Source organism: Caulobacter sp. SRI_008 (genome assembly GCF_057586355.1).
Window position 1 is genome coordinate 108,016 of sequence record NZ_JBYCZS010000018.1, and the last position, 24,080, is coordinate 132,095.

15 protein-coding genes are annotated in these 24,080 nt (G+C 67.4%); 13 read left to right on the forward strand and 2 right to left on the reverse strand.

Features of this window, described 5'->3' with window-relative positions:
• Positions 1-16: 16 nt before the first annotated feature.
• The 13 genes from cyoA to AC2YHT_RS16850 all read left to right on the forward strand — a co-directional run bounded on the left by cyoA (position 17) and on the right by AC2YHT_RS16850 (position 16,116).
• Positions 17-1,078: a ubiquinol oxidase subunit II gene (cyoA, locus tag AC2YHT_RS16790; protein ID WP_110120520.1), complete on the forward strand. Its 1,062-nt coding sequence runs from the start codon at positions 17-19 to the stop codon at positions 1,076-1,078.
• Positions 1,079-1,097: 19 nt separating this feature from the next.
• Positions 1,098-3,095, forward strand: a complete 1,998-nt coding sequence (gene cyoB, locus AC2YHT_RS16795; RefSeq protein WP_487290920.1) for a cytochrome o ubiquinol oxidase subunit I — start codon at positions 1,098-1,100, stop codon at positions 3,093-3,095.
• Positions 3,096-3,097: 2 nt separating this feature from the next.
• Complete coding sequence (gene cyoC / locus AC2YHT_RS16800; RefSeq protein WP_487290921.1) at positions 3,098-3,721, forward strand: cytochrome o ubiquinol oxidase subunit III; 624 nt, start codon at positions 3,098-3,100, stop codon at positions 3,719-3,721.
• Positions 3,718-4,113 carry a cytochrome o ubiquinol oxidase subunit IV gene (cyoD, locus tag AC2YHT_RS16805; RefSeq protein WP_487290922.1) on the forward strand — a complete coding sequence of 132 codons (396 nt, stop codon included), beginning with the start codon at positions 3,718-3,720 and terminating at the stop codon, positions 4,111-4,113. The genes cyoC and cyoD overlap by 4 nt, the downstream gene beginning before the upstream one ends.
• Positions 4,113-4,853, forward strand: a complete 741-nt coding sequence (locus AC2YHT_RS16810; protein WP_487290923.1) for an SURF1 family protein — start codon at positions 4,113-4,115, stop codon at positions 4,851-4,853. The genes cyoD and AC2YHT_RS16810 overlap by 1 nt, the downstream gene beginning before the upstream one ends.
• Entirely contained in the window at positions 4,850-6,205 is a 1,356-nt protein-coding gene (locus AC2YHT_RS16815; protein ID WP_487290924.1) for an ATP-binding protein, read from the forward strand. Before AC2YHT_RS16810 ends, AC2YHT_RS16815 begins: the two co-directional genes overlap by 4 nt.
• Positions 6,195-6,728, forward strand: coding sequence for a response regulator transcription factor (locus tag AC2YHT_RS16820; protein WP_487290925.1), 534 nt, complete (start codon positions 6,195-6,197; stop codon positions 6,726-6,728). Before AC2YHT_RS16815 ends, AC2YHT_RS16820 begins: the two co-directional genes overlap by 11 nt.
• A 258-nt stretch (positions 6,729-6,986) precedes the next feature.
• Positions 6,987-9,203 carry an alginate lyase family protein gene (locus AC2YHT_RS16825; protein ID WP_487290926.1) on the forward strand — a complete coding sequence of 739 codons (2,217 nt, stop codon included), beginning with the start codon at positions 6,987-6,989 and terminating at the stop codon, positions 9,201-9,203.
• On the forward strand, positions 9,200-10,468 hold the full coding sequence (locus tag AC2YHT_RS16830) for an MFS transporter (RefSeq protein ID WP_487290927.1): 1,269 nt from the start codon (positions 9,200-9,202) through the stop codon (positions 10,466-10,468). Before AC2YHT_RS16825 ends, AC2YHT_RS16830 begins: the two co-directional genes overlap by 4 nt.
• A gap of 13 nt (positions 10,469-10,481) precedes the next feature.
• Positions 10,482-11,231 carry an SDR family NAD(P)-dependent oxidoreductase gene (locus tag AC2YHT_RS16835; RefSeq protein ID WP_487290928.1) on the forward strand — a complete coding sequence of 250 codons (750 nt, stop codon included), beginning with the start codon at positions 10,482-10,484 and terminating at the stop codon, positions 11,229-11,231.
• Positions 11,232-11,283: 52 nt separating this feature from the next.
• Positions 11,284-12,162: a rhamnogalacturonan acetylesterase gene (locus AC2YHT_RS16840; RefSeq protein WP_487290929.1), complete on the forward strand. Its 879-nt coding sequence runs from the start codon at positions 11,284-11,286 to the stop codon at positions 12,160-12,162.
• Between the two features lie 201 nt (positions 12,163-12,363).
• A complete protein-coding gene (locus AC2YHT_RS16845; RefSeq protein ID WP_487290930.1) occupies positions 12,364-15,264 on the forward strand; it encodes a TonB-dependent receptor in 2,901 nt (966 codons plus the stop codon).
• A 96-nt stretch (positions 15,265-15,360) separates the two neighbouring features.
• The gene (locus AC2YHT_RS16850; protein ID WP_487290931.1) at positions 15,361-16,116 is read left to right on the forward strand and encodes a FadR/GntR family transcriptional regulator; all 756 of its coding nucleotides are present in this window, start codon (positions 15,361-15,363) and stop codon (positions 16,114-16,116) included.
• A gap of 22 nt (positions 16,117-16,138) precedes the next feature.
• Here AC2YHT_RS16850 and AC2YHT_RS16855 read toward each other — a convergent pair whose 3' ends face one another.
• On the reverse strand, positions 16,139-18,130 hold the full coding sequence (locus AC2YHT_RS16855; RefSeq protein ID WP_487290932.1) for a response regulator: 1,992 nt from the start codon (positions 18,128-18,130) through the stop codon (positions 16,139-16,141).
• 2 nt (positions 18,131-18,132) lie between these two features.
• Complete coding sequence (locus AC2YHT_RS16860; RefSeq protein WP_487290933.1) at positions 18,133-23,967, reverse strand: HAMP domain-containing protein; 5,835 nt, start codon at positions 23,965-23,967, stop codon at positions 18,133-18,135.
• Positions 23,968-24,080 lie beyond the last annotated feature (113 nt).

Consider the following 24,080-nt stretch of genomic DNA (forward strand, 5'->3'; position numbering starts at 1 on the left):
ACTATCGCGCCGGCCAATGCGTCCGAAGTCCAGGTTCCCCATGATTCCGAGTCCATTGAAGAAGCTCGCCCTGCTGCCCCTGCTGCTCGCCCTGAGCGGCTGCGACTGGGTCGTGATGAACCCGTCGGGCGATATCGCCGTTCAGCAGCGCGACCTGATCATCCTGTCGACCGTGCTGATGCTGGTCATCATTGTGCCGGTCATCTTCCTGACCCTGTTCTTCGCCTGGAAGTACCGGCAGTCGAACCAGACCGCCAAGTACGATCCCGACTGGCACCACTCGACCAAGCTCGAGATCGTGATCTGGGCCGCGCCGTTGGTGATCATCATGATCCTGGGCGCCGTCACCTGGACCAGCACCCACCTGCTCGACCCGTACCGTCCGCTTGACCGCCTGGCGCCGGGCCGCACGGCCGAAGGTGTCAAGCCGCTGAAGGTTCAGGTCGTCGCTCTCGATTGGAAGTGGCTGTTCATCTATCCCGAGCTGGGCGTCGCCACGGTCAATGAACTGGCGGCCCCGGTCGACACCCCGATCGACTTCGACCTGACGGCCTCGTCGGTGATGAACTCGTTCTACGTGCCCGCCCTGGCCGGCCAGATCTACGCCATGCCCGGCATGCGCACGAAGCTGCACGCCGTGATCAACAAGCCGGGCGTGTTCGACGGCTTCTCGGCCAACTACAGCGGCGAGGGCTTCTCGCACATGCGCTTCAAGTTCCACGGCATGAGCCGCGCCGACTTCGACAAGTGGGCCGCCGACGTCCGCAAGAGCGACGGTCGCCTCGACGGCACGCGCTACCTCGTGCTGGAAAAGCCGAGCGAGAAGGTGCCGCCGCAACGCTTCGCCTCGGTCGAGGCCGGCCTGTTCGACAAGGCGGTCAACCGCTGCGTCGAGCCGGGCAAGATGTGCCAGCACGACATGATGGCCATCGACAAGGCCGGCGGCCTCGGCATGGCCGGGACCACCAACGTCACCACCCTCGAATACGACAAGCGGGTTCGGCGCGGGGAGGGCGGCATCCGCTCGTTCGTCGCCGCGCTCTGCGCCCCCAAGTCCGCGCCCGCCGAAGCGCGCTGATCAAAGCCTAGAGATCATCATGTCCCCGGACCTCGTAAAAACGATCTTCGGCCGTCTCACATGGGACGCCATTCCCTTCCACGAGCCGATCCTGCTCGGCACGTTCGCCATGGTCGCGCTGGGCGGTATCACCGTCCTGGCCGCCCTGACCTATTTCAAGGTCTGGGGCTATCTGTGGCGTGAGTGGCTGACCAGCGTCGACCACAAGAAGATCGGGGTGATGTACATCATCCTGGCCATCATCATGCTGCTGCGCGGCTTCGCCGACGCCCTGATGATGCGGGCGCAACAAGCCCTGGCCTTCGGCGACGCCGCCGGCTACCTGCCGCCGCACCACTACGACCAGGTCTTCACCGCCCACGGCGTGATCATGATCTTCTTCGTGGCGATGCCGCTGATCACCGGCCTGATGAACCTCGTCGTGCCGTTGCAGATCGGCGCCCGCGACGTGGCCTTCCCGTTCCTGAACAACTTCAGCTTCTGGATGACGGTCGGCGGCGCGGTGACGGTGATGCTGTCGCTGTTCGTCGGCGAGTTCGCCCGCACCGGCTGGCTGGCTTATCCGCCACTCTCCAATTTGGCGTACAGTCCAGATGTCGGGGTAGACTACTACATCTGGTCGCTGCAGATCGCCGGCGTCGGCACCACCCTGTCGGGCATCAACCTGATCGTGACCATCGTGAAGATGCGCGCGCCGGGCATGAGCCTGATGAAGATGCCGGTGTTCACCTGGACCTCGCTCTGCAGCAACGTCCTGATCGTCGCCAGCTTCCCGATCCTCACGGCCGTTCTGGCCCTGCTGACCGCCGACCGCTACCTGCACACCAACTTCTTCACGAACGACTTCGGCGGCAACCCGATGATGTACGTGAACCTGATCTGGATCTGGGGTCACCCCGAGGTCTACATCCTGGTGCTGCCGGCCTTCGGCGTGTTCTCGGAAGTCGTCTCGACCTTCTGCGGCAAGCGTCTGTTCGGCTACAGCTCGATGGTCTACGCCACGGTCGTCATCACGATCCTGTCGTACATCGTGTGGCTGCACCACTTCTTCACCATGGGCTCCGGCGCCAGCGTGAACTCGTTCTTCGGGATCACGACCATGATCATCTCGATCCCGACAGGGGCGAAGATCTTCAACTGGCTGTTCACGATGTACCGCGGCCGCATCCGCTTCGAGGTGCCGATGCTGTGGACCGTGGGCTTCATGGTCACCTTCGTCATCGGCGGCATGACCGGCGTGCTGCTGGCCGTCCCGCCCGCCGACTTCGTCCTGCACAACTCGCTGTTCCTGATCGCCCACTTCCACAACGTGATCATCGGCGGCGTGGTGTTCGGCATGTTCGCCGGCATCGTCTACTGGTTCCCCAAGGCCTTCGGCTTCAAGCTCGACCCGTTCTGGGGCAAGGTCTCGTTCTGGTTCTGGCAGATCGGCTTCTTCTTCGCCTTCATGCCGCTCTACGTGCTCGGCCTGATGGGCGTGACCCGCCGCATGAGCCACTTCGAGGACCACAGCCTGCAGATCTGGTTCGTGATCTCGGCCTTCGGCGCGGTTCTGATCCTGATCGGCATCATCGCCTTCGTTCTGCAGATGGTCGTCGGCTATCTGAAGCGCGAGCAGCTGGCCGATCCGACCGGCGACCCCTGGGGCGGCCGTACGCTGGAGTGGTCGACCTCGTCGCCGCCGCCGGCCTACAACTTCGCCTTCACGCCGGTGATCCACGAGGTCGACGCCTGGCATGACATGAAGCAGCGCGGCTACGTGCGTCCGACCACCGGGTTCATCCCGATCCACATGCCGAAGAACACCGGCGCGGGGATCATCCTGGCCGGCATCAGCATCGTCGTCGGCTTCGCGATGATCTGGCACATCTGGTGGCTGGCTGTGGCGTCGTTCGTCGCCCTGGTCGGCGGGGCCATCGCCCACACCTTCAACTTCAAGCGTGACTACTACATTCCGGCCGAGGAGGTCGTCCAAGTCGAGGACGCCCGGACCGAAGCCCTGCGGAGCCTCGCGTAACCATGGCCCACGCCCAGACTCTGACCGAAGCGGGCGAAACCCGCTTCCACCTGACCGAGGACCACCATCCGGAGAACGGGACCCTGCTTGGGTTCTGGATCTACCTGATGAGCGACTGCCTGATCTTCGCGGTCCTCTTCGCGTGCTACGCCGTGCTCGGCCGCAACTATGCGGCCGGCCCCTCGGGGGCGGATCTGTTCGACCTGCCCATCGTGGCGGTGAACACCGCGCTGCTGCTGTTCTCGTCGATCACCTATGGCTTCGCCATGCTCTCGGCCCAGGCCAAGAAGGTTCCGTCGACGCTGATCTGGCTGGCGATCACGGGCCTCTTCGGCCTCGGCTTCCTGTCGCTGGAACTCTATGAGTTCCATCACCTGATCCACGAGGGCGCCGGCCCGCAGCGCAGCGCCTTCCTGTCGTCGTTCTTCGTGCTCGTCGGCACCCACGGCCTGCACGTGACCTTCGGCATCATCTGGCTCGTCACGCTGATGGTCCAGGTCGCCAAGCGCGGCCTCGGCGTCGAGATGAAGCGCCGCCTGATGTGCCTGTCGATGTTCTGGCACTTCCTCGACGTCATCTGGATCGGCGTCTTCTCGTTCGTCTATCTGCTCGGAGCCCTGAAATGAGCGCGGCCAGCCACGATGCGCACCACGCGCACGATGACCACGGTCATGACCACGACGGCGGCGCCCATGGCTCGCTGAAGGACTACGTCATCGGCTTCGTGCTGGCGGTGATCCTCACCGCCATCCCGTTCTGGCTGGTGATGGGCCATGTCCTGCCGAGCAACCAGATGACCGCCATCGCCGTCATGGGCCTGGCGATCATTCAGGTGCTGGTCCACATGATCTACTTCCTGCACATGAACTCGCGTTCGGAAGGCGGCTGGACCATGCTGGCCCTGGTGTTCACCCTCGTCGTGGTGGTGATCACGCTGTCGGGTTCGCTGTGGGTCATGCACAACCTCGACACCCACATGATGGCCCCGATGCCGCACGACATGCGGGAAGTTCCCTGATGACGGCCCGCCGCGGCGGCGCCCGGACGATCGCCCTGGCCGGGCTCTGCCTGGCCTTCACCGCGATCTTCCTGGCGCTCTGCGGCTGGCAGGTCCAGCGCAGGGCCTGGAAGCTCGACCTGATCGCCCGGGTCGAGCAGCGCATCCACGCAGAGCCGACCCCGCCCCCCGGTCCCGACCGCTGGGCGGGGATCAGCCAGGCCTCCGACGGCTATCGCCGCGTGCGCCTGACCGGTCGTTTCCTTCACGACCGCGAGACCCTGGTTCAGGCCGTCACCCTCGAAGGGCCCGGCTTCTGGGTAATCACCCCGCTTTCCACCGACCAGGGCTTCGACGTCCTCGTCAATCGCGGCTTCGTTTCCGCCGATCATCGCGCGCCCGGAACGCGCTTGGCCGCCCAGACTGCCGGTCCCGTCAGCGTCGTGGGCCTGCTGCGCCTGACCGAGCCGCACGGCGGCTTCCTGCGCAAGAATGATCCGGCGGGCGGCCGCTGGTACTCCCGCGACGTCCAGGCCATCGCCAAGGCCAAGGGCCTGGGCCGGACCGCGCCCTATTTCGTGGACGCCGACGCGACGCCCAATCCCGGCGGCTGGCCGATCGGCGGCTTGACCGTCGTCAATTTCCCCAACAGCCACCTGGTCTACGCCCTGACCTGGTTCGGCCTTGCGCTGCTGACCGGCAGGGCGGCCGCCTATGTTCTGTTCGACGCGCGCCGGAACCGGGTTAAAGAGGCCCCATGACGCCGACCGCCCGCATCCTGATCGCCGGCATGTCGGGCTGGCTTTCGGGGGCGCGGGCCGCGGACAACGCGGCGAACCCCGCCGACGCCATCGCCCGGCAGAACATGCTGCAGCTGATCCACCTGCGCTGGATCGCAGTGGTTGGGCAGGTCGTCACCATACTGGCGGTGCATTTCAGCCTTGGCTTCCAGCTGCCCCTGGCGGCGATGATGCTGGTGCTGGCGGCGCTGGTGGTGCTGAACCTCGCCAGCCTCCTACGCCTGAAGAGCGCCAAGCCGCTGGGCCCGTACGACCTGTTCTCGGCCCTGGCGCTGGACGCCCTGGCCCTGACTGCCCAGCTCTATTTCAGCGGCGGGGCGACCAACCCCTTCACGACCCTCTATCTGATGCACGTGATCCTGGGCGTCGTCTTGCTTGAGGTCTGGGCCACCTGGGCGATCGTGTTCCTGACCAGCTTCTGCTTCCTGATGCTGGTGGCCTTCAACCGTCCGGTCATCGCCACGGGGCTCAGCGACCAGGCGTTCTTCGGCCTGTTCATCATGGGCATGCTGATGGGCGTGGTGCTGGACGCGGTGCTGCTGGTGACCTTCGTCTCGCGCATCAACACCAACCTGCGCCGCCACGACGCCCACCTGGCCGAGCTGCGCCAGCGGGCGGCCGAGGAGACCCACATCGTCCGCATGGGCCTGCTGGCCTCCGGCGCCGCGCACGAGCTGGGCACGCCGCTGGCCACGCTGGACGTCATACTGAGCGACTGGCGTCGCATGAAGGTCTTCGCCAAGCACCCCGAGCTGGCCCAGGAGCTGGAGGACATGCGCGGCGAGGTCCAGCGCTGCAAGCAGATCGTCACCGGCGTCCTGTTGTCGGCGGGCGAGGCGCGCAGCGGCGAGGTCCGCGTCAGCACCCTGCGGGCCTTCATGGACGAGGTGGTGGCCGACTGGCGCGCCACCCGCAACAGCGACGTCCTGACCTACGAGACCGATCTGGTCACGCCGACCTCGATCGTCGCGGAATCGACCCTCAAGCAGGTGATCCACAACGTGCTCGACAACGCGCTGGACGCCTCGCCCGAGGCGGTGCGGCTGCATGCGAGCGTCAGCGGCGGGCTGATCGTCATCGAGGTCGACGACGACGGCCCCGGCTTCGCGCTCGAGACACTGGAGAACTTCGGCAAGCCCTACAACTCGACCAAGGGGCGGGCAGGGGGCGGCCTTGGCCTGTTCCTGGTGGTCAACGTGCTGCGCAAGCTGGGCGGCGCGGTCGGCGCCGAGAACCGCCCCGAGGGCGGCGCCAGCGTCGTGCTGACCCTGCCCCTGGCCTCGCTGCAGATCCGGAGGCGTCATGCCAGCTGAGCGCAAGCTGATCATCGTCGAGGACGACGAGAAGTTCGCCGCCACCCTGAAGCGCTCGTTCGAGCGTCGGGGCTACGAGGTGGTGCATGTCCATGGCCTGGAAGAGGCCCTGGCGGCGCTGGAGACCTTCGCGCCGCGCTACGCGGTCGTGGATCTGAAGCTGGCCGGGGAGTCGGGCCTGTCCTGCGTCCAGGCGCTGATCGCCCGCGATCCGGACATGCTGATCGTGGTGCTGACCGGCTTCGCCAGCATCGCCACGGCGGTCGAGGCCATCAAGCTGGGCGCCTGCCACTACCTCGCCAAGCCCTCCAACACCGACGACATCGAGGCGGCCTTCGACAAGCGCGAGGGCGACGCCGGCGCGGCCATCGGCGAGCGCGCCACCTCGCTGAAGAATCTGGAATGGGAGCGGATCCACCAGACCCTGGTCGAGACCGACTTCAACATCTCCGAGACCGCCCGGCGTCTGGGCATGCACCGCCGCACCCTGGCCCGGAAGCTGGAAAAGCGCCGGATCAACTGACGGCTTCGCGCCGTTCTCATCCCTGATGCTCATCCCGATCCCGAGGCCCGCAGGGGCGCCGGGCTCGCTGCGCCATGGCCGCAAGCCGTCGAATGAGCGCCAAACCAAACTGGTCTAAATTGGTATAGGCAATATCGCGGACCAAAAATGGGCTGAGATCTGAAAATTTGTTAGGACAAATGGTCCGCTCTGCCGTATGCCGTTTTCTCGAACCTGCGGACCAGCCACAGAGCTGGCGGCATCGAGGGAGTAAGACGAGTGCGACACATTCGGCGACGCGCGGGCGGCCTGGTTCTGGCCCTGCTGGTCTCGGCGGCTTTGCCCGTCGGCGTCATGGCCCAGCCGGGCGGGCAGGGGCCTGTTCTGGTCGGCGGCGCGGATCTGGCGGCCATGCGCAGCGAAGGCGAGGGCTATCCGATGTTCGCCGCCGAACTGAAGCGGGTCCGCAAGGAGGTCGACGCGGCCATGAAGGCCGGCATCGACGTGCCCGTGCCCAAGGATCCGGGCGGCGGCCGCACCCACGAGCAGCACAAGCGCAACTACATGGCCATCTACGGCGCGGGCATGCTGTACCGCGCCACCGGCGACAAGGCCTATGCCGACTACGCCCGGCGGATGCTGCTGGAATACGCCAAGCTCTATCCGACCCTGGGCCTGCACCCGGCCGCCAAGAACAATTCCGCCGGCAAGCTGTTCTGGCAGAGCCTGAACGACGCGGTCTGGGTGGTTTATTCGATCCAGGGCTACGACGCGATCCGCGACACCCTCAGCGACGCCGACCGCAAGACCATCGACGACGGCGTCTTCCGGCCGATGGCCAAGTTCATCGCCGACGACCAGCCGCAGGTCTTCGACATCATCCACAACCACGCCACCTGGGCCTGCGCCGCCGTCGGCATGACCGGCTACGTGCTGCGCGATCAGGTAATGGTGGAAAAGGCCCTGAAGGGCACGGACCGCTCGGGCAAGGTCGGCTTCCTCAAGCAGATCGACCAGCTGTTCTCGCCGGACGGCTACTACGCCGAGGGGCCGTACTACCAGCGCTACGCCCTGCAGCCCTTCGTGCTGTTCGCCCACGCCATCGACGAGAACGAGCCGCAGCGGAAGATCTTCGAATACCGCGGCGGCGTGCTGACCAAGGCGGTCCGCGCGGCGGTGCAACTGACCTATGACGGCTACTTCTTCCCGTTCAACGACGCCCTGCTGGAAAAGAGCCTCAAGACCGACGAGCTCTACCAGTCGGTGGCCATCGCCTATGGCGCGACCAAGGATCCGGCGCTGCTGTCGATCGCCCGCTGGCAGGGCCGCACGACCCTGACGCCGGACGGCCTGGCCGTGGCCCGCGACCTGGCGGCCGGCAAGGAAAGGCCGTTCCCCTACGCCTCGATGCTGTTCCGCGACGGTCCCGACGGCGACCAGGGCGCGATCGCCGTGATGCGCGCCGGTCCGGGCGACGAGGACGAGGTCGTGGCGGTCAAGAACTCGGCCCAGGGCATGGGTCACGGCCACTACGACAAGCTGAACTGGATCCTCTACGACGCCGGCCGGGCGATCATCACCGATTACGGCGCGGCCCGCTTCCTCAACATCGAGGCCAAGGACGGCGGTCGCTACCTCAAGGAAAACGAGACCTGGGCCAAGCAGAGCGTGGCCCACAACACCCTGGTGGTGAACGAGACCAGCCAGTTCGACGGCAAGGTCAAGGTCGCCAACACCCTAGCGCCCAGGCAGATCTTCTTCTCCGCCGAGGGCAAGGCGAAGATCAGCACGGCCGAGATGGCCGGCGCCTGGCCGGGCGTGACCTTCCGCCGGTCGATCGTGCAGATCGACGTCGGCGGCAAGGGCCCGCCGCTGGTGCTCGACCTCTTGAAGGTGCACGGCGACAAGCCGGCCCAGTACGACCTGCCGCTGCACTTCTCCGGCCACATCATCGACGCCGGCTTCCCGCTGAAGCAGAACCTCGCCGAGCGGCCGGTGCTCGGCAAGGACGACGGCTACCAGCACCTATGGGTCGACGCGACCGGAACGCCCGACGCCTCCAACGCCCGCCTGACCTGGATCAACGGCGAGCGCTTCTATACCTGGCGCATGCTGCCGCCGGCCGGGGCCGAGGTGATCCTCGGCGAGAGCGGCGCCAACGATCCGAAGTTCAACCTGCGCCGCGAACCCGTGCTGATCCAGCGGGTGAAGGGCGCGACCGACACGACCTTCGTCGGCGTGCTCGAGCCGCATGGGGCCTACGACCCGTCGGCGGAGACCACCGAAGGCAGCACCAGCCGCATCGAAGCCCTGCGCCATGTACGGACGGCCGACGCCGACGTCGTCACCATCGTGCTGGCCGGCGGTCGCACGATCGTCCTGGCCATCGCCGACAGCGCCGATCCCGGCGCCGCCCACAAGGCCAACGTCGACGGCGCGCCCTTCAGCTGGAAGGGGCACTTCGCCCGCTTCGACGGCGAGGATATCGGTCAATGAGGGGCGGGCTTCGCTGGCTGATCGTCAGCCTCGTCGGGCTGGCGACCGTCATCAACTACATCGACCGCAACGCCCTGGCCGTGATGTGGCCGGCGGTGTCGAAGGACATCGGCGCCGACAAGGCCGACTACGCCCTGCTGGTGACCATCTTCATGGTCGCCTACGCCTTCGGCCAGTCGCTGTTCGGCAAGGTGTTCGACGTCATCGGCACCCGCATGGGCTTCGCCGTCTCGATCCTGGTCTGGTCGCTGTCGATCGCCGCCCACAGCCTGGTGCGGTCGCTCGGCTTGCTCGCTTTGCTGCGCGTGACGCTGGGGATCAGCGAGGCCGGCAACTGGCCCGGGGCGGTCAAGGCCAACGCCCTGTGGTTCCCGCCGCGCGAACGCGCCCTGGCGCAAGGCATCTTCAACTCCGGCGCGGCGATCGGAGCGATCATCTCGGCGCCGCTGGTGGCCCTGCTGTTCGAGCTCCTGGGTTGGCGGGCGACCTTCCTGGTGGTCGGCGTGCTGGGCTTCCTGTGGCTGCTGCCCTGGCTGTTCATCTACCGGGCCGACCCGGGCGCCCATCCGTGGCTGAGCGAGGCCGAGCGCGCCCACATCGCCGATCGCGGCGAGGCCAATGCGAAAGCCGGCTGGTCGCCGACCCTGCGCCAATTGCTGCGCCAGAAGCAGAGCTGGGCGATCATCGTCTCGCGCTTCTTCCTGGATCCGGTCTGGTGGCTGTTCGTCTCCTGGCTGCCGATCTACCTGGCGGAAAGCTTCGGCTTCGACGTGCGCAAGATCGGCCTGTTCGCCTGGGTGCCGTTCGTTGGCGCCATGCTGGGCAGCCTCGGCGGCGGCTGGCTGTCCGGTGCGCTGATCCGGCGCGGCTGGAAGACCCTCAGCGCCCGGCGCTTCGCGGTGACCCTGGGCGGCGTGATCATGCTGCCGGCCCTGCTGCTGACGGCCCGGGCGGCCGATCCGCTGAGCGCCGTGCTGCTGATCGCCGTGATCCTTTTCGGCTTCCAGGTGGCCATCAACAACATCCAGACCCTGCCCAGCGACTATTACGGCGGCGGGGCCGTGGGCACGATCGCCGGCGTCGGCGGCACCGCCGCCGTGGCCGGAACCCTGGTCACCACCTGGCTTGTGCCGGTCATGACTCGGCACGGCTACGCCCCGATCTTCGTCCTGGCGGCGGCCATCGTGCCGCTGGGCGTCATCGCTCTCTGGCTGCTGGGCGGGCGCGAAAGCCCCGTCTCCGCGCCGGCTTCCGACATTCAGTAAAAGAGGGGACCCCATGAGGTTCAAGGACAAGGTCGCGCTGGTCACCGGCGGCGGCCGCGACATCGGCCGCGAGGTCTCGCTGCGACTGGCCGCCGAGGGCGCGACCGTGGTGGTGAACTATCGCGGCGACGAAGCCTCGGCCCAGGAGACGGCGGCCCGTATCGAAGCGGCCGGCGGCAAGGCGGTTCTGCACCGCGCCGACGTCACCGACGCGACCGAGGTCGCCGCCCTTGTGGCCGCCGCTGCTGGCGTCACCGGCAAGATCGACATTCTCGTCAACCTCGCCGGCGGTATGGTCGCTCGCAAGAGCCTGGCCGAGATGGACGAGGCCTTCTTCGACCAGGTCATGACCCTGAACCTGAAGTCGGCCTTCCTGGTGACCAAGGCGGCCCTGCCGCACATTCCGGATGGCGCGGCGATCATCAATATCGCCTCGCTGGCCGGCCGCGACGGCGGCGGCCCCGGGGCCAGCGTCTACGCCGCCTCCAAGGGCGCGCTGATGACCCTGACCCGAGGCTGGGCCAAGGAACTGGGGCCGCGCGGCATCCGCGTCAACGCCCTGTGCCCGGGGCTGATCGGCACCAGCTTCCACGACATCTTCTCCAAGCCCGAAGGCCGCGCCGCCGTGGCCGGCAACACGCCGCTGCGCCGCGAGGGCGCGCCGGAGGAAGTGGCCGCCGCGGTGGCCTTCCTGGCCTCGCAGGACGCCTCGTTCCTGGCCGGGGTCAATCTCGACATCAACGGCGGGCTGGCCTTCTCGTAGGGCCGGCCCGGTACACGAGGAAAAAGCCGCAAAGACAAGGAGGGAGGATCCAATGAAAATCAGAACCGCGATGCTCGCGGCCCTGGTCCTGGCGGCGGCTCCGGCCGCCGTCCTGGCCCAGCCGCCCGGCCCGCAGAAGGATCGTGAGCCGCGCACCGACGCCGCCCCGATCAAGCCCTACAAGATCATTCTTGTCGGCGACTCCACCATGGCCCCGGGCAGCGGCTGGGCCTCGGCCTTCTGCGACTATCACGTCAAGTCGTCGCTGAACTGCCTGAACCTCGGCCGGGGCGGGCGCTCGACCCGCAGCTACCGCGCCGAGGGCTCGTGGGACATCGCGCTGAACGAGGCGCGGGTGAAGGGCTACGCCGCCACCTACGTGCTGATCCAGTTCGCCCACAACGACCAGTCGTCCAAGGGCGAGCGCTGGACCGACATGACCACCGAGTTCCCGGCCAACCTGAAGCGGTTCGTCGAGGAGGTGAGGGCGGCCGGCGCCGAGCCGGTGCTGCTGACCCCTCTGACCCGCCGCGAGTTCGCCGGCGGCCAGCTGAAGAACACGCTGGAGCCCTGGTCTGAGGAGGTGCGCAAAGTCGCCGCCGAGACCAAGACGCCGCTGGTGGATCTCAACAAGTCCAGCGCCGCCGTCGTGCGCAAGCTGGGCGCGGTCGACTCCATGAAGCTGGCCCAGGCCGAGCCGCTCGAGACCGAAGTCGCCGCCGCCAAGGCCGGCACGACCCTGCCGCCACGCGCGGCGGAGGAAGCGCGCCAGCCCGACGTCCCGACGACCGAGACCGGGCCGCGCGGCCAGCTGGTGCGCAAGTTCGACTACACCCACGTCGGCGAGACCGGCGCGCGGGTGTTCGCCCGGCTTGTCGCCAACGACCTGGCCGCCGCCGTGCCGGCGCTGCGCAGCCAACTGGTTCCTTAAGCGGGAGGACGCGGAAGCAGCCTCCCGCCACGGCCCTGGCCGGGGGGCGCTTCCGCGCGCCTGCCTGTCGAAAATTGGTATGCATATCGACCAGTTCAAACTGGCCTAAATATTTCTAAAATTGGTCCGCGAATCCACCTTGACGCACCTGCGGTCAGGTCGCACGGTTCCGGAATAAGAAAAGAAGGGGAGGGAGCAAACATGCACGTCGCCAATACTCCGCGCGTCCAGTCTACTCTGGGCATCCAGGCGCGGTTCGCGGTCCTGCGGTCGGTCCTGAGCTGCGGCGTCGCCGCCTCGGCCATCGCGTTCGCCGCCGGCGCTTCGGCTCAGGAAGCGGTCGCCACCGCGCCCGCCGATCAGCCGATCACCGACAACTCGGTCGACGAGGTGGTGGTCAGCGCCGTCCGTCAGACCATGCAGAATTCGATCGCGGTGAAGCGCGACACGACGGCCATCGTCGACGCCCTGTCGGCCAACGAGATCGGCGACCTGCCGGGCCAGTCGATCGGCGAAGCGATCATGACCATCACCGGCGCCACCGCCGATCGCGGCAACTACGGCCCGACCGAAGTGTCGCTGCGGGGCCTGGGCTCGTTCCTGTCGGCCACCACCTTCAACGGCCGCGAGGCCTCGAACGGCAGCGGCGACCGCGCCGTCAACTTCGGCCAGTTTCCGTCCGAACTGTTCAACGGCATCAAGATCTACAAGTCCCAGCAGGCCGACCTGATCGAGGGCGGAGTCGCCGGCACGATCGAGATGGAGACCAAGAAGCCGCTCGACTACGGCAAGCGGCTGGCCCAGGTGGAGCTGAAGGGCAATTACAATCCCTACCAGAAGCGGATCACCGGCTCCGATCCCTGGGGCTGGCGCGGCACGGCCAGCTATGTCGACCAGTACGAGCTGGGCAAGCTCGGCGATGTCGGGATTTCATTGGGGATCCAGCGCAACCAGGTCGACGACCCGGCCGAGTCCTACGTTGCGTCGAACACCTGGGTGGCCTGCAATCCCAGCATCGTCAGCACCGGCAACTGCACCGAGGTGAGCCGCGCCCAGGCCGCCGCCGGCGCGCCGTTCTACCTGACGCCCAACTCGATGACCTATCGCCAGCTGACCGCCAAGGAGAAGCGCGACGCCTTCTTCGGCGCCTTGCAATGGCAGCCCAACGACCGCTTCGACGCCAATTTCGACGTCGAATATTCCAAGCGGAACTACCAGGAAGACCGCCACGACCTGGGCTTGGCCGAGACCCGCTACAACCTGCACAACGTGCAGTACGACGATGACGGCCGGCTGCTCTACGCCGAGGGCTCGAGCACGCTGCAGTCGGTCTCGACCCTGTTCCAGCGGGAAGAGGAATACATCGGCGGGGGCGGCAATTTCGAGTTCGAGGCCACCGATCGCCTGACCCTGAAGGCTGACATCTCCTACAGCCAGACCACCCGCACCGACCTGACCCGCTCGGTCCGCCTGCGCTCGGATCCGCTCGACATCTACGGCGTGCGCACGGCGATCAACAATCAGCGCGTGCCCTACGTCTACGACGCCCGCAACGGCTTCGCGCCCACCATCACCATCGATCCGCGCTTCAACCTCGACGACTGGTCGCTGTTCAGCGACGACGCTCGCCTGACCCGCGAGGAGGAGGAGAAGAAGGACCGCATCTTCGCGACCCGCTTCGACGCCAGCTACGCGCTAGACGGCTTCATCAACAAGGTCGACGCGGGCCTGCGCTATTCGCGTCGCCGCTACACCACCTATGACGACCTGGTCACCATCGACCAGGCCAGCCTGGCGGTGGACCGGGCGGTGAACCTGGCCTGCCGCACCAACTTCCCGCAGTCAGACTACATGTCCGACGCCCCCGGCGGCTCGATCCACAGCTGGGCGACCTTCGACACCCTCTGCCAGTTCCGCAACTATCTTGGCACGGAGGATCCCGGCGGCACGGGCGACACCCGCTCGGTGGCCAACGCCGACGTCACCGAGACCGTGTGGTCGGGCTACGTCATGGCGTCTTACAGGGGCGAGGCGGCGGGCATGCCGGTGCGTGGCAACTTCGGCGTCCGCGTCGTCGACACCAGCGTCGTCTCCAAGGGCCTGCGGGCCGGCCTGGAAGTGGTCAACAACAGCGACGGCTCGATCCGCCTGGTCGAGACCGGCGAGTTCGACGACACCCGGATCAAGGCGTCCAGCTTCCGCGTGCTGCCCAGCGTCAACGCCAATTTCGACCTGAATCCCAAGACGGTCGGCCGGATCGCGCTCTACCGCGCCATGTCGCGGCCGGCCCCCAGCAGTCTGGCGGCGGGGCGGACCATCACCCTGCAGGACGGCACGGACTTCACCTCGATCCAGGACGCGATCGGCGAGATCGTCGCCAGCGGCAGCCCGCGCCTGAAGCCGATCATGTCGTGGAACGCCGACGTCGCGCTCGAATACTACTACAACCGCGACACCATCCTGGCGACGACGCTGTACTACAAACAGTTCACCGGCGGCTTCATCCCGGTGACCATCGACGAAGAGTTCGTCATCGACGGTCAGAACGTCACGGTGCCGGTCACCCAGACCCAGAACAGCGACGACAAGAGCCACGTCTACGGCGCGGAGTTCACGCTCTCGAACAAGTTCAGCTGGCTGCCCAAGCCGCTCGACGGCTTCGGCGGCAAGCTGAGCTACAACTACGCGATCACCAACTTCAAGAACCACGACATCCGGCTGGGCGACGTCGTCGACCCCGACACCGGCGTGGTGACCGAAGGCATGATCCCGGCCGCGGGCCTGAACGGCTATTCCAAGCACGTGCTGTCGGCCCAGCTCTATTACGAGGCCGGCCCGCTGACCCTGCAGGGCATCTACCGCTACCGCTCGCGCTACTATCAGGACTTCGTCGGCGGCAACGCCCAACTGCGCTACATCTCGGGCGGCGACGCCTTCGACTTCACCGCCCAGTACAAGCTGAACAAGAAGGTCGATATCCGCCTGCAGGGCCTCAACCTCTTCAACGAGGTCAAGGTCGACTCGATGCCGATCCAGGGCAGCACCCGCAACTACCAGTACTTCGGGCCGCAGTTCTTCGCTTCGATACGCGCGCGCTTCTAGGGCCGATTGGCGGCCGTGGTGCAAACCAATTTGCTATTCCAATTTTAATCCGATTGGGGCAAATCTGGCGACGCAACAACGTCTTAGAGGGGCGCCATGGCCGACCGCCGGCTGTTCGAGGAAATCGCCGACAAGATCGCCGGCATGGTCCGGGCGGGAGAGTTTCCGCCCGGCTCCAGGCTGCCGGGCGAGCGGGAGATGTCCGAACGGCTGGGCGTCAGCCGGGTGACGGTGCGCGAGGCCGAGATCGCGCTGCAGGCGCGCGGGACTCTGCGTATCCGGGCCGGCTCGGGGGTCTATGTCTGCGGTCCGGTCGCGCCCGACAGCGCCGGCGGCGACGCCCTGCCGACGGTCAGCGCGTTCGAGCTGACCGAAGCCCGCTCGCTGTTCGAGTCCGAGGCCGCCGCCCTGGCCGCGCCGATCATCTCGGACGCGGATCTGGCCAAGCTCGACGCCCTGCTGATCGAGATGGTCGAGGCCGGCGACGATGACGCCCGCTCGACGGCGGTGGATCGCGAGTTCCACATGACCATCGCCTCGGCCTCGGGCAACCGCGTCATCATCCACACGATCAAGACCCTCTGGAAGTTCCGCATGGAAGATCCGGAGGTGCGCCGCACCCACGAGTCGATCTGCCATCACGATGGCGACGCCCGCCAGAACGAGCACGCCGCCGTGGTCGAGGCCCTGCGCCGCCGCGACGCCAAGGCCGCCCGCCAGGCCATGCGCCTGCACTTCTCGCGCCTGCTGGAAGCCATGCTCGACGCCACCGAGCAGCAGGAGCGCCAGGCGCTGGAACGCAAGTCGGCCGAAAGCCGCAGCCGGTTCCTGATCAGCGCCCGGATGGGCTAACCGGTTGGGCTGAAACGCCCGCTTAGTTCACCGCGTCGAGGATCGCCCGCACCCGCGCGGCCAGGGCCGAGGGCGCGTAGGGCTTGTCGATCATCGGGTATTCGTTGGCCCAGTCTTCGGCCTCCTGGCCGATGAAGCCCGAGGTCAGCAGCACCTTCAGGCTGGGCCGCTTGACGCGGGCCTTGCGGGCCAGGTCCAGGCCCGTGATCCCGCCGGGCATGACCACGTCGGAGAACAGCAGGTCGAAGCCGTCGCCGTTGCGCAGGCGGCGCAGGGCGCTGGCGGCGTTGCGCGCCGCGGCGACGTGGTAGCCCAGCGGCCGCAGGGTATCGACCGCCAGGGCCAGCACGGCCGGATCGTCCTCGACCACCAGGATCCGCTCGGTGCCGACCGGCACGCTGGCGGCGGGGCCTTCGATCACGATTTCCACGCTAGACGGCGCGCAGGCCGGCAGGTCGATGCGGAAGGATGCGCCAGCGCCGGGGCTGGTCGTCACCTCGATCTCGCCGCCCGACTGCCGCACGAAGCCATAGACCTGCGAGAGACCCAGGCCCGAGCCCTTGCCCACCTCCTTGGTGGTGAAGAACGGCTCGAAGATGCGCGAGGCCACCTCCGGCGACATGCCAGGGCCGCTGTCGCTGACCACCAGCTGGTGGCCGGCCGCGCCAGTGCGGACGAGGATCTTCAGTAGGCCCGCGCCGTCCATGGCGTCGCGAGCGTTGACCGCCAGGTTCAGCAGCACGCTTTCCAGCTGGGCGACGTCGACATGCACCCAGCCTTGTTCGGTCGAATGCTCGACCTCGATAGTTACGGCTTCGCCCACGGCCTGGCGCAGCAGGGACGAGAACTCGCGGACGAGGTCGTTGAGTTCGACCGTCGCCGGGTCCAGCCGCTGTCGGCGCGAGAAGGCCAAGAGCTGTCGGGTCAGGGCCGCCCCGCGCTCGGCCGCCTGGCGGGCCGCCGTGATCTGCCGGGCATAGGGAAAGGCGTCGCCGCAGCGCCGCTGCACAAGGTCGATATTGCCCAGCACCACGGTCAGCAGGTTGTTGAAGTCGTGGGCCACCCCGCCGGTCAGCTGGCCGACGGCCTCCATCTTGCGGGCGTGGGACAGGGCCTCTTCCAGGCCGCGGCGGTCGGTGTTGTCGAACAGGGCGCCGAAAACCAGGGCGCGGCCGGTGTCGTCGTCGAAGGCCAGGACGCCCTGGTCGATGAACGAGCGATACTCGCCGTCGGCCCGCAGCCAGCGGTACTCGCAGCTGTAGGAACCCGTCCGTATGGCCTCGGCCTGGGCGCGGGCGACCACGGGGCGGTCCTCGGGATGCACCCGGTCGATGCCCAGCGCGGCCTCTCCCAGCAGCTGTTCGGCTGGAAAGCCGGTCAGGCGCTCGGCGTTGTCGCTCAGCGACAGCGGGGTGTAGGGCGGCTCGGCCAGGCGGGAGTGGAAGACGATCGGCAGCACCCGCAGGATCGCCTGCTGGCGCTCCTCGTTGCTGCGCAGCGAGCGTTCGGCCGCGGCCTTCTCGACCTGAACCCGGGCGTATTCCTCCAGCAGGGCCTTCTGGTGCTCGGCCTGGCGGGCCAGCTCCAGCGTCTTGACGTGCAGATCGACCAGCACCTGCACCTTGGAGCGCAGGATGAACGGATCGACCGGCTTGAACACCACGTCCACCGCCCCGGCCGAATAGGCCTTGAAGATGTGGGTCTCGTCGCGGAACACGGCGGTCAGGAAGACGATCGGCACGCTGCGCGTGCGCCGGCGCTGGCGGATCAGGGCGGCGGTCTCGTAGCCGTCCATGCCCGGCATGTGCAGATCCAGCAGGATCACGGCGAAGTCGTCGGTCAGCAGTCGCCGCAGGGCCTCCTCGCCGGAGCGGGCGATGACCAGCTCCTGGCCCAGGCTCTCCAGCGCCTGGACGGCGGCGAAGGCGTTGCGCTCGTCGTCGTCGACGATGAGGATCTTGGTGACCGGCTGCGGCTCGGGCTCGACCGGTGGGAACTGGACGGCGGGGACCATGATCAGGACGCCGCCGTCGCCAGCACCACCACGTTGTCGCCGGCCGCCCGCGCCGCGTCCGCCCGTTGCACCGAGACTCTCAGCACGGAGATCAGCTGGTCCAGGTCCACCGGCTTGGAGACATAGTCGGACGCCCCGGCCTGGATGCACTTCTGGCGGTCGCCCTTCATGGCCTTGGCGGTGACGGCGATCACCGGCAGGTCGGCGAAGCGCCGGCGCGAGCGGATCTCGCGCATGGTCTCGTAGCCGTCCATGTCGGGCATCATGATGTCGACCAGCACCAGGTCGACCTGGTCCAGACCGTCCATCAGCTCCAGGCCCGCTCGGCCGCTTTCGGCGTAGCGCAGCGCGATGCCGTATTCCTCCAGGGCGCTGGCCAGGGAGAAGATGTTGCGGATGTCGTCGTCGATGACGACGGCGGTGCGGCCGGCCAGAACGGCGTCGGCGTGGCGGTTCTGGGCCAGCATGGCGCGGGCGGCCTCGGGCAGGCCGTCCACCCGTTCGTGCAGCAGCAGGGCGGCCTGATCGATCAGTTGTTCTGGCGTGCGGGCGATGCGGGCCAGCCCCGTGAACACCGCCAGCCGCAGGCGCCGGCTCTCCTCGGCGTCGCGTTCGCCGGGCGCGTACAGCACCACCGCGCCGGGGGCCGGGTTGCGGGTCTTCAGGGCGTCGAGAACCGACCCGGCCGCGCCCGCCTCGACCTCGATCACCAGGCCGCCGCCGTCGCCCGAGAAGGCCAAGGCGGGGAGGGCGGAAAGGTCACGCGCTACATGCACGTCGCCGAAGGCCTCGCGCAGCAGACGGATCGTATCGCTGCCGCCCCCGACCAGGGTCGGCGCCCGCGCGCCGCCGTGGGCCAGGCGACGCACGCGGTCCAGGGTCGAGATCACCGCTTCCTGCTCGACCGGCTTGCTGGTGAAGCCCAGCGCGCCCATCGATGGGGCAAGGCCGCCGCGATCGTCTGCCGAGATCACCTGCACCGGGATGTGGCGGGTGTCGGCGGTGCGCTTGAGGAGGTCCAGCAGGGCCAGGCCGTCCATGTCGGGCAGGCCGACGTCGAGCAGGATGGCCTCGGGCGAGAACCGGCGCGCCAGGGACGGCACGGCCGAGCCTTCGCCGGTGACCACCCCGCGATAGCCGGCGTCGCGCGCCAGGGTCAGCAGGATGGAGGCGAAGCGCGGATCGTCCTCGACGATCAGCACCACGGAGTCGCCGGGCTCGATGCCGTCGCGGTCGTCCTGCACGGTCTCGACCGGCTCGTAGGCGGGGGCGTCGGCCGTGGAGATGACGAAGGTCGCCGGCGGGGCGCCGGCCGGGCGCGGCGTCGGGCCGGAAAGGGCGGAGGCCGCCGTCGGGCTGAAGTTCAACGGCAGATAGAGAGTGAAGGTGCTGCCCTGGCCGGGCGTGGAGACCACCCTCAGCTCGCCGCCCAGCAGGCGGGTGATCTCGCGGCTGATCGAGAGGCCCAGCCCCGTGCCGCCGTACTTGCGGCTGGTGGTGCCGTCGGCCTGCTGGAAGGCCTCGAAGATGATCCGCTGCTTTTCCTCAGGGATGCCGATGCCGGTGTCCTCGACCGAGAAGGCCAGCACCTGGCCGGCCTTGTTGAGGTGGTCGTTGCCTTCGGCCCAGCCGCGCTCGGCCCGGCTGACCGACAGGCTGACCGAGCCGGCCTCGGTGAACTTGAAGGCGTTGGACAGCAGGTTCTTGATCACCTGCTGCAGGCGCTTGTCGTCGGTGTACATGGCCCGGGGCAGGGCGGGGTCGAGATCGATCAGGAAGTCGAGCTTCTTGTCCTGGGCGATCTGGGCGAAGGTGCGCTCGGTCTGGTCGCGCAGGCTGGCGAACGACATCTCGCCGATGTCGAGGGTGACCGTGCCGCTCTCGATCTTCGACAGGTCGAGGATGTCGTTGATCAGGCCCAGCAGGTCGGCGCCGGCGCTGTGGATGTTCTTGGCGAACTCCACCTGCTTGCCGCTGAGGTTGCCCTGGGCGTTCTCGCTGAGCATCTTCGACAGGATCAGCAGGCTGTTGAGCGGCGTGCGCAGTTCGTGGCTCATGTTTGCCAGGAACTCGGACTTGTACTTCGAGGTCAGGGCCAGCTGCTCGGCCTTCTCCTCCAGCGCCGCCTTGGCCTGCTCGACCTCGGTGTTCTTGGCCTCGACCTGCTTGTTCTGGGCCGACAGCAGCAGGGCCTTGTCTTCCAGCTCGGCGTTGGTCTGCTGCAGTTCCTCCTGCTTGGAGCGCAGCAGTTCCTCGGACTGGCGCAAGGACGCGGCCTGCAGTTCAAGGCGGTCGTTGGTCTTCTTCAGTTCGCCCTGCTGGGCCTGGAGTTCCGAGGTCAGCAGTTGCGACTGGGCCAGCAGGCCCTCGGTGCGCATGTTGGCGGCGATGGTCGACAGCACGATGCCGATCGACTCCATCAGTTGGTCGAGGAAGGCCTGCTGGGTCTCGTTGAAGGCGCCGAAGCTGGCCAGCTCGATCACCGCCTTCAGTTCGCCCTCGAACAGGGCCGGCAGCACGATGATGCTGCGCGGCGCGGCCTCGCCCAGACCCGAGCTGATCTTGACGTAGTCGGCCGGCAGGTCGGTCAGCAGGATGCGCTTCTTCTCGGCCGCGCACTGGCCGACCAGGCCCTCGCGCAGGCGCAGCTGGCTGGCTGGCGAGCGGCGCTGGGCGCCGGCGTAGCTGGCCGCCAGGGTCAGCACCGTCTCGCCGGCCTCGTCGGCGTCCGAGACATAGAACACGCCGTGCTGGGCGTTGATCAGGGCGGCTAGCTCCGACAGCACCAGGTTCGACACCGTCGACAGGTCGCGCTCGCCCTGCAGCATGCGGCTGAACCGGGCCAGGTTGGTCTTCAGCCAGTCCTGCTCGGTGTTCTTCAACGTCTGATCCTTCAGGTTCCGGATCATCTCGTTGATGTTGTCCTTCAGCGCGGCCACTTCGCCGGAGGCCTCGACCGTGATCGAGCGGGTCAGGTCGCCTTTGGTCACGGCGGTCGAGACCTCGGCGATGGCGCGCACCTGGGTGGTCAGGTTGGCGGCCAGTTCGTTGACGTTGTCGGTCAGGTCGCGCCACAGGCCGGCCGCGCCCGGCACCTTGGCCTGGCCGCCCAGCTTGCCTTCCGAACCCACCTCGCGGGCCACGTTGGTCACCTGGTCGGCGAAGGTGGCCAGGGTCTCGATCATGCCGTTGATGGTGTCGGCCAGCGAGGCGATTTCGCCCTTGGCGTCGAGGGTCAGCTTGCGCTTGAGGTTGCCCTGGGCGACGGCGGTCACGACGTCGGCGATGTTGCGGACCTGGCCGGTCAGGTTGGCGGCCATCATGTTGACGTTGTCGGTGAGGTCCTTCCAGGTGCCGGCCACGCCCGGCACGGCGGCCTGGCCGCCCAGCTTGCCCTCGGTGCCGACTTCGCGCGCCACCCGTGTCACTTCCGAGGCGAAGCCGTTCAGCTGATCGACCATGACGTTGATGGTCGACTTCAGCTCCAGGATCTCGCCGCGCACGTCGACGGTGATCTTCTTGGAAAGGTCGCCCTTGGCGACGGCGGTCGTCACGTCGGCGATATTGCGGACCTGACCGGTGAGGTTGGCGGCCATGAAGTTGACGTTGTCGGTCAGGTCCTTCCACGTGCCGGCCACGCCCTTCACCTGGGCCTGGCCGCCGAGCTTGCCTTCCGTGCCGACCTCGCGCGCCACGCGGGTCACTTCGGAGCTGAACGAGTTCAGCTGATCGACCATGACGTTGATGGTGTTCTTCAGCTCCAGGATCTCGCCGCGCACGTCGACGGTGATCTTCTTGGAGAGGTCGCCCATCGCCACGGCGGTCGTCACCTCGGCGATGTTGCGGACCTGGCCGGTCAGGTTGCCGGCCATCAGGTTGACGTTGTCGGTCAGCTCCTTCCAGGTGCCGGCCACGCCCTTGACCTGGGCTTGGCCGCCCAGCTTGCCCTCGGTGCCGACCTCGCGCGCCACGCGGGTCACTTCCGAGGCGAAGCCGTTCAGCTGGTCCACCATGACGTTGATGGTGTTCTTCAGCTCCAGGATCTCGCCCTTCACGTCGACGGTGATCTTCTTGGAGAGGTCGCCATTGGCCACGGCGGTCGTCACGTCGGCGATGTTGCGGACCTGGCCGGTGAGGTTGGCGGCCATGAAGTTGACGTTGTCGGTGAGGTCCTTCCAGGTGCCGGCCACGCCGCGAACCTGGGCCTGGCCGCCCAGCTTGCCCTCGGTGCCGACTTCCCGGGCCACGCGGGTCACTTCCGAACTGAACGAGTTCAGCTGGTCCACCATGGTGTTGATGGTGTTCTTCAGTTCCAGGATCTCGCCGCGCACGTCGACGGTGATTTTCTTGGAGAGGTCGCCGCGGGCCACGGCGGTGGTCACCTCGGCGATGTTGCGGACCTGGCCGGTCAGGTTGCCGGCCATCAGGTTGACGTTGTCGGTCAGCTCCTTCCAGGTGCCGCCGACCCCGGTGACGTTGGCCTGGCCGCCCAGCTTGCCTTCCGTACCCACTTCGCGGGCCACGCGGGTGACTTCGCTGGCGAAGGCGTTCAGCTGATCGACCATGACGTTGATGGTCGACTTCAGCTCCAGGATCTCGCCCTTCACGTCGACGGTGATCTTCTTGGAGAGGTCGCCATTGGCCACGGCGGTGGTCACTTCGGCGATGTTGCGGACCTGGCCGGTCAGGTTGGCGGCCATGAAGTTGACGTTGTCGGTGAGGTCCTTCCACGTGCCGCCGACGCCCTCGACCTGGGCCTGACCGCCCAGCTTGCCCTCGGTGCCGACCTCGCGGGCCACGCGGGTGACTTCGCTGGCGAAGGCGTTCAGCTGGTCCACCATCACGTTGATGGTGTCCTTCAGCTCCAGGATCTCGCCGCGCACGTCGACGGTGATCTTCTTGGAGAGGTCGCCGCGCGCCACGGCGGTGGTCACCTCGGCGATGTTGCGGACCTGGCCGGTGAGGTTGCCGGCCATCAGGTTGACGTTGTCGGTCAGCTCCTTCCACGTGCCGCCGACGCCCTCGACCTGGGCCTGACCGCCAAGCTTGCCTTCGGTGCCGACCTCGCGGGCGACGCGGGTGACTTCGCTGGCGAAGGCGTTCAGCTGGTCCACCATGGTGTTGATGGTGTTCTTCAGCTCCAGCACCTCGCCCTTCACGTCGACGGTGATCTTGCGCGACAGGTCGCCGTTGGCGACGGCGGTGGTGACCTCGGCGATGTTGCGGACCTGGCCGGTCAGGTTGGCGGCCATCAGGTTGACGTTGTCGGTCAGGTCCTTCCAGGCGCCGGCGACGCCCGCCACCTTGGCCTGGCCGCCCAACTTGCCCTCGGTGCCGACCTCGCGGGCTACGCGGGTCACTTCCGAGACGAACGAGCCCAGCTGGCCGACCATGGTGTTGACCACCTTGCCGATGCGCAGGAACTCGCCGCGCAGCGGGTGGTCCTCGTTCTCGAGGTCCATGGTCTGGGAGAGGTCGCCCTTGGCGACGGCGCCGATCACCCGGGCCATTTCGGCGGTCGGATGGACCATGTCGGTGATCAGGCTGTTGACCGCCTCGACGCTGTCGTTCCACGAGCCCAGGGCGCCGGGCAGGGCGGCGCGCTGGTTGATCTTGCCCTGGCGGCCGACCGAGTCGCGCAGGCGCTCGAATTCCTTGGAAATCCGGTCGTTGAGGCCGACGGCGTCGTTGAAGGCCTCGGCCAGCTCGCCGTCCAGTCCGTCGAGATCATCGGGGAGGCGGACGGAGAAATCTCCGCGTCGAAAGGCCCGCAACGCCGCCAGCAGTTGGCGTTGGTCCAGCTTGTGTTCGCCGGCCGTCTGCCCCGTGTCCCGCATTTCGCCCCCTCGAGTTCCTGGCCGAAGCGGCGGAACTCCACTCAACTAAGCGGACAACGCGGCTGTTTAACGTGAGTTCCGGAGCGCGCGGTTCGAACGAGGGGCGACTTTTC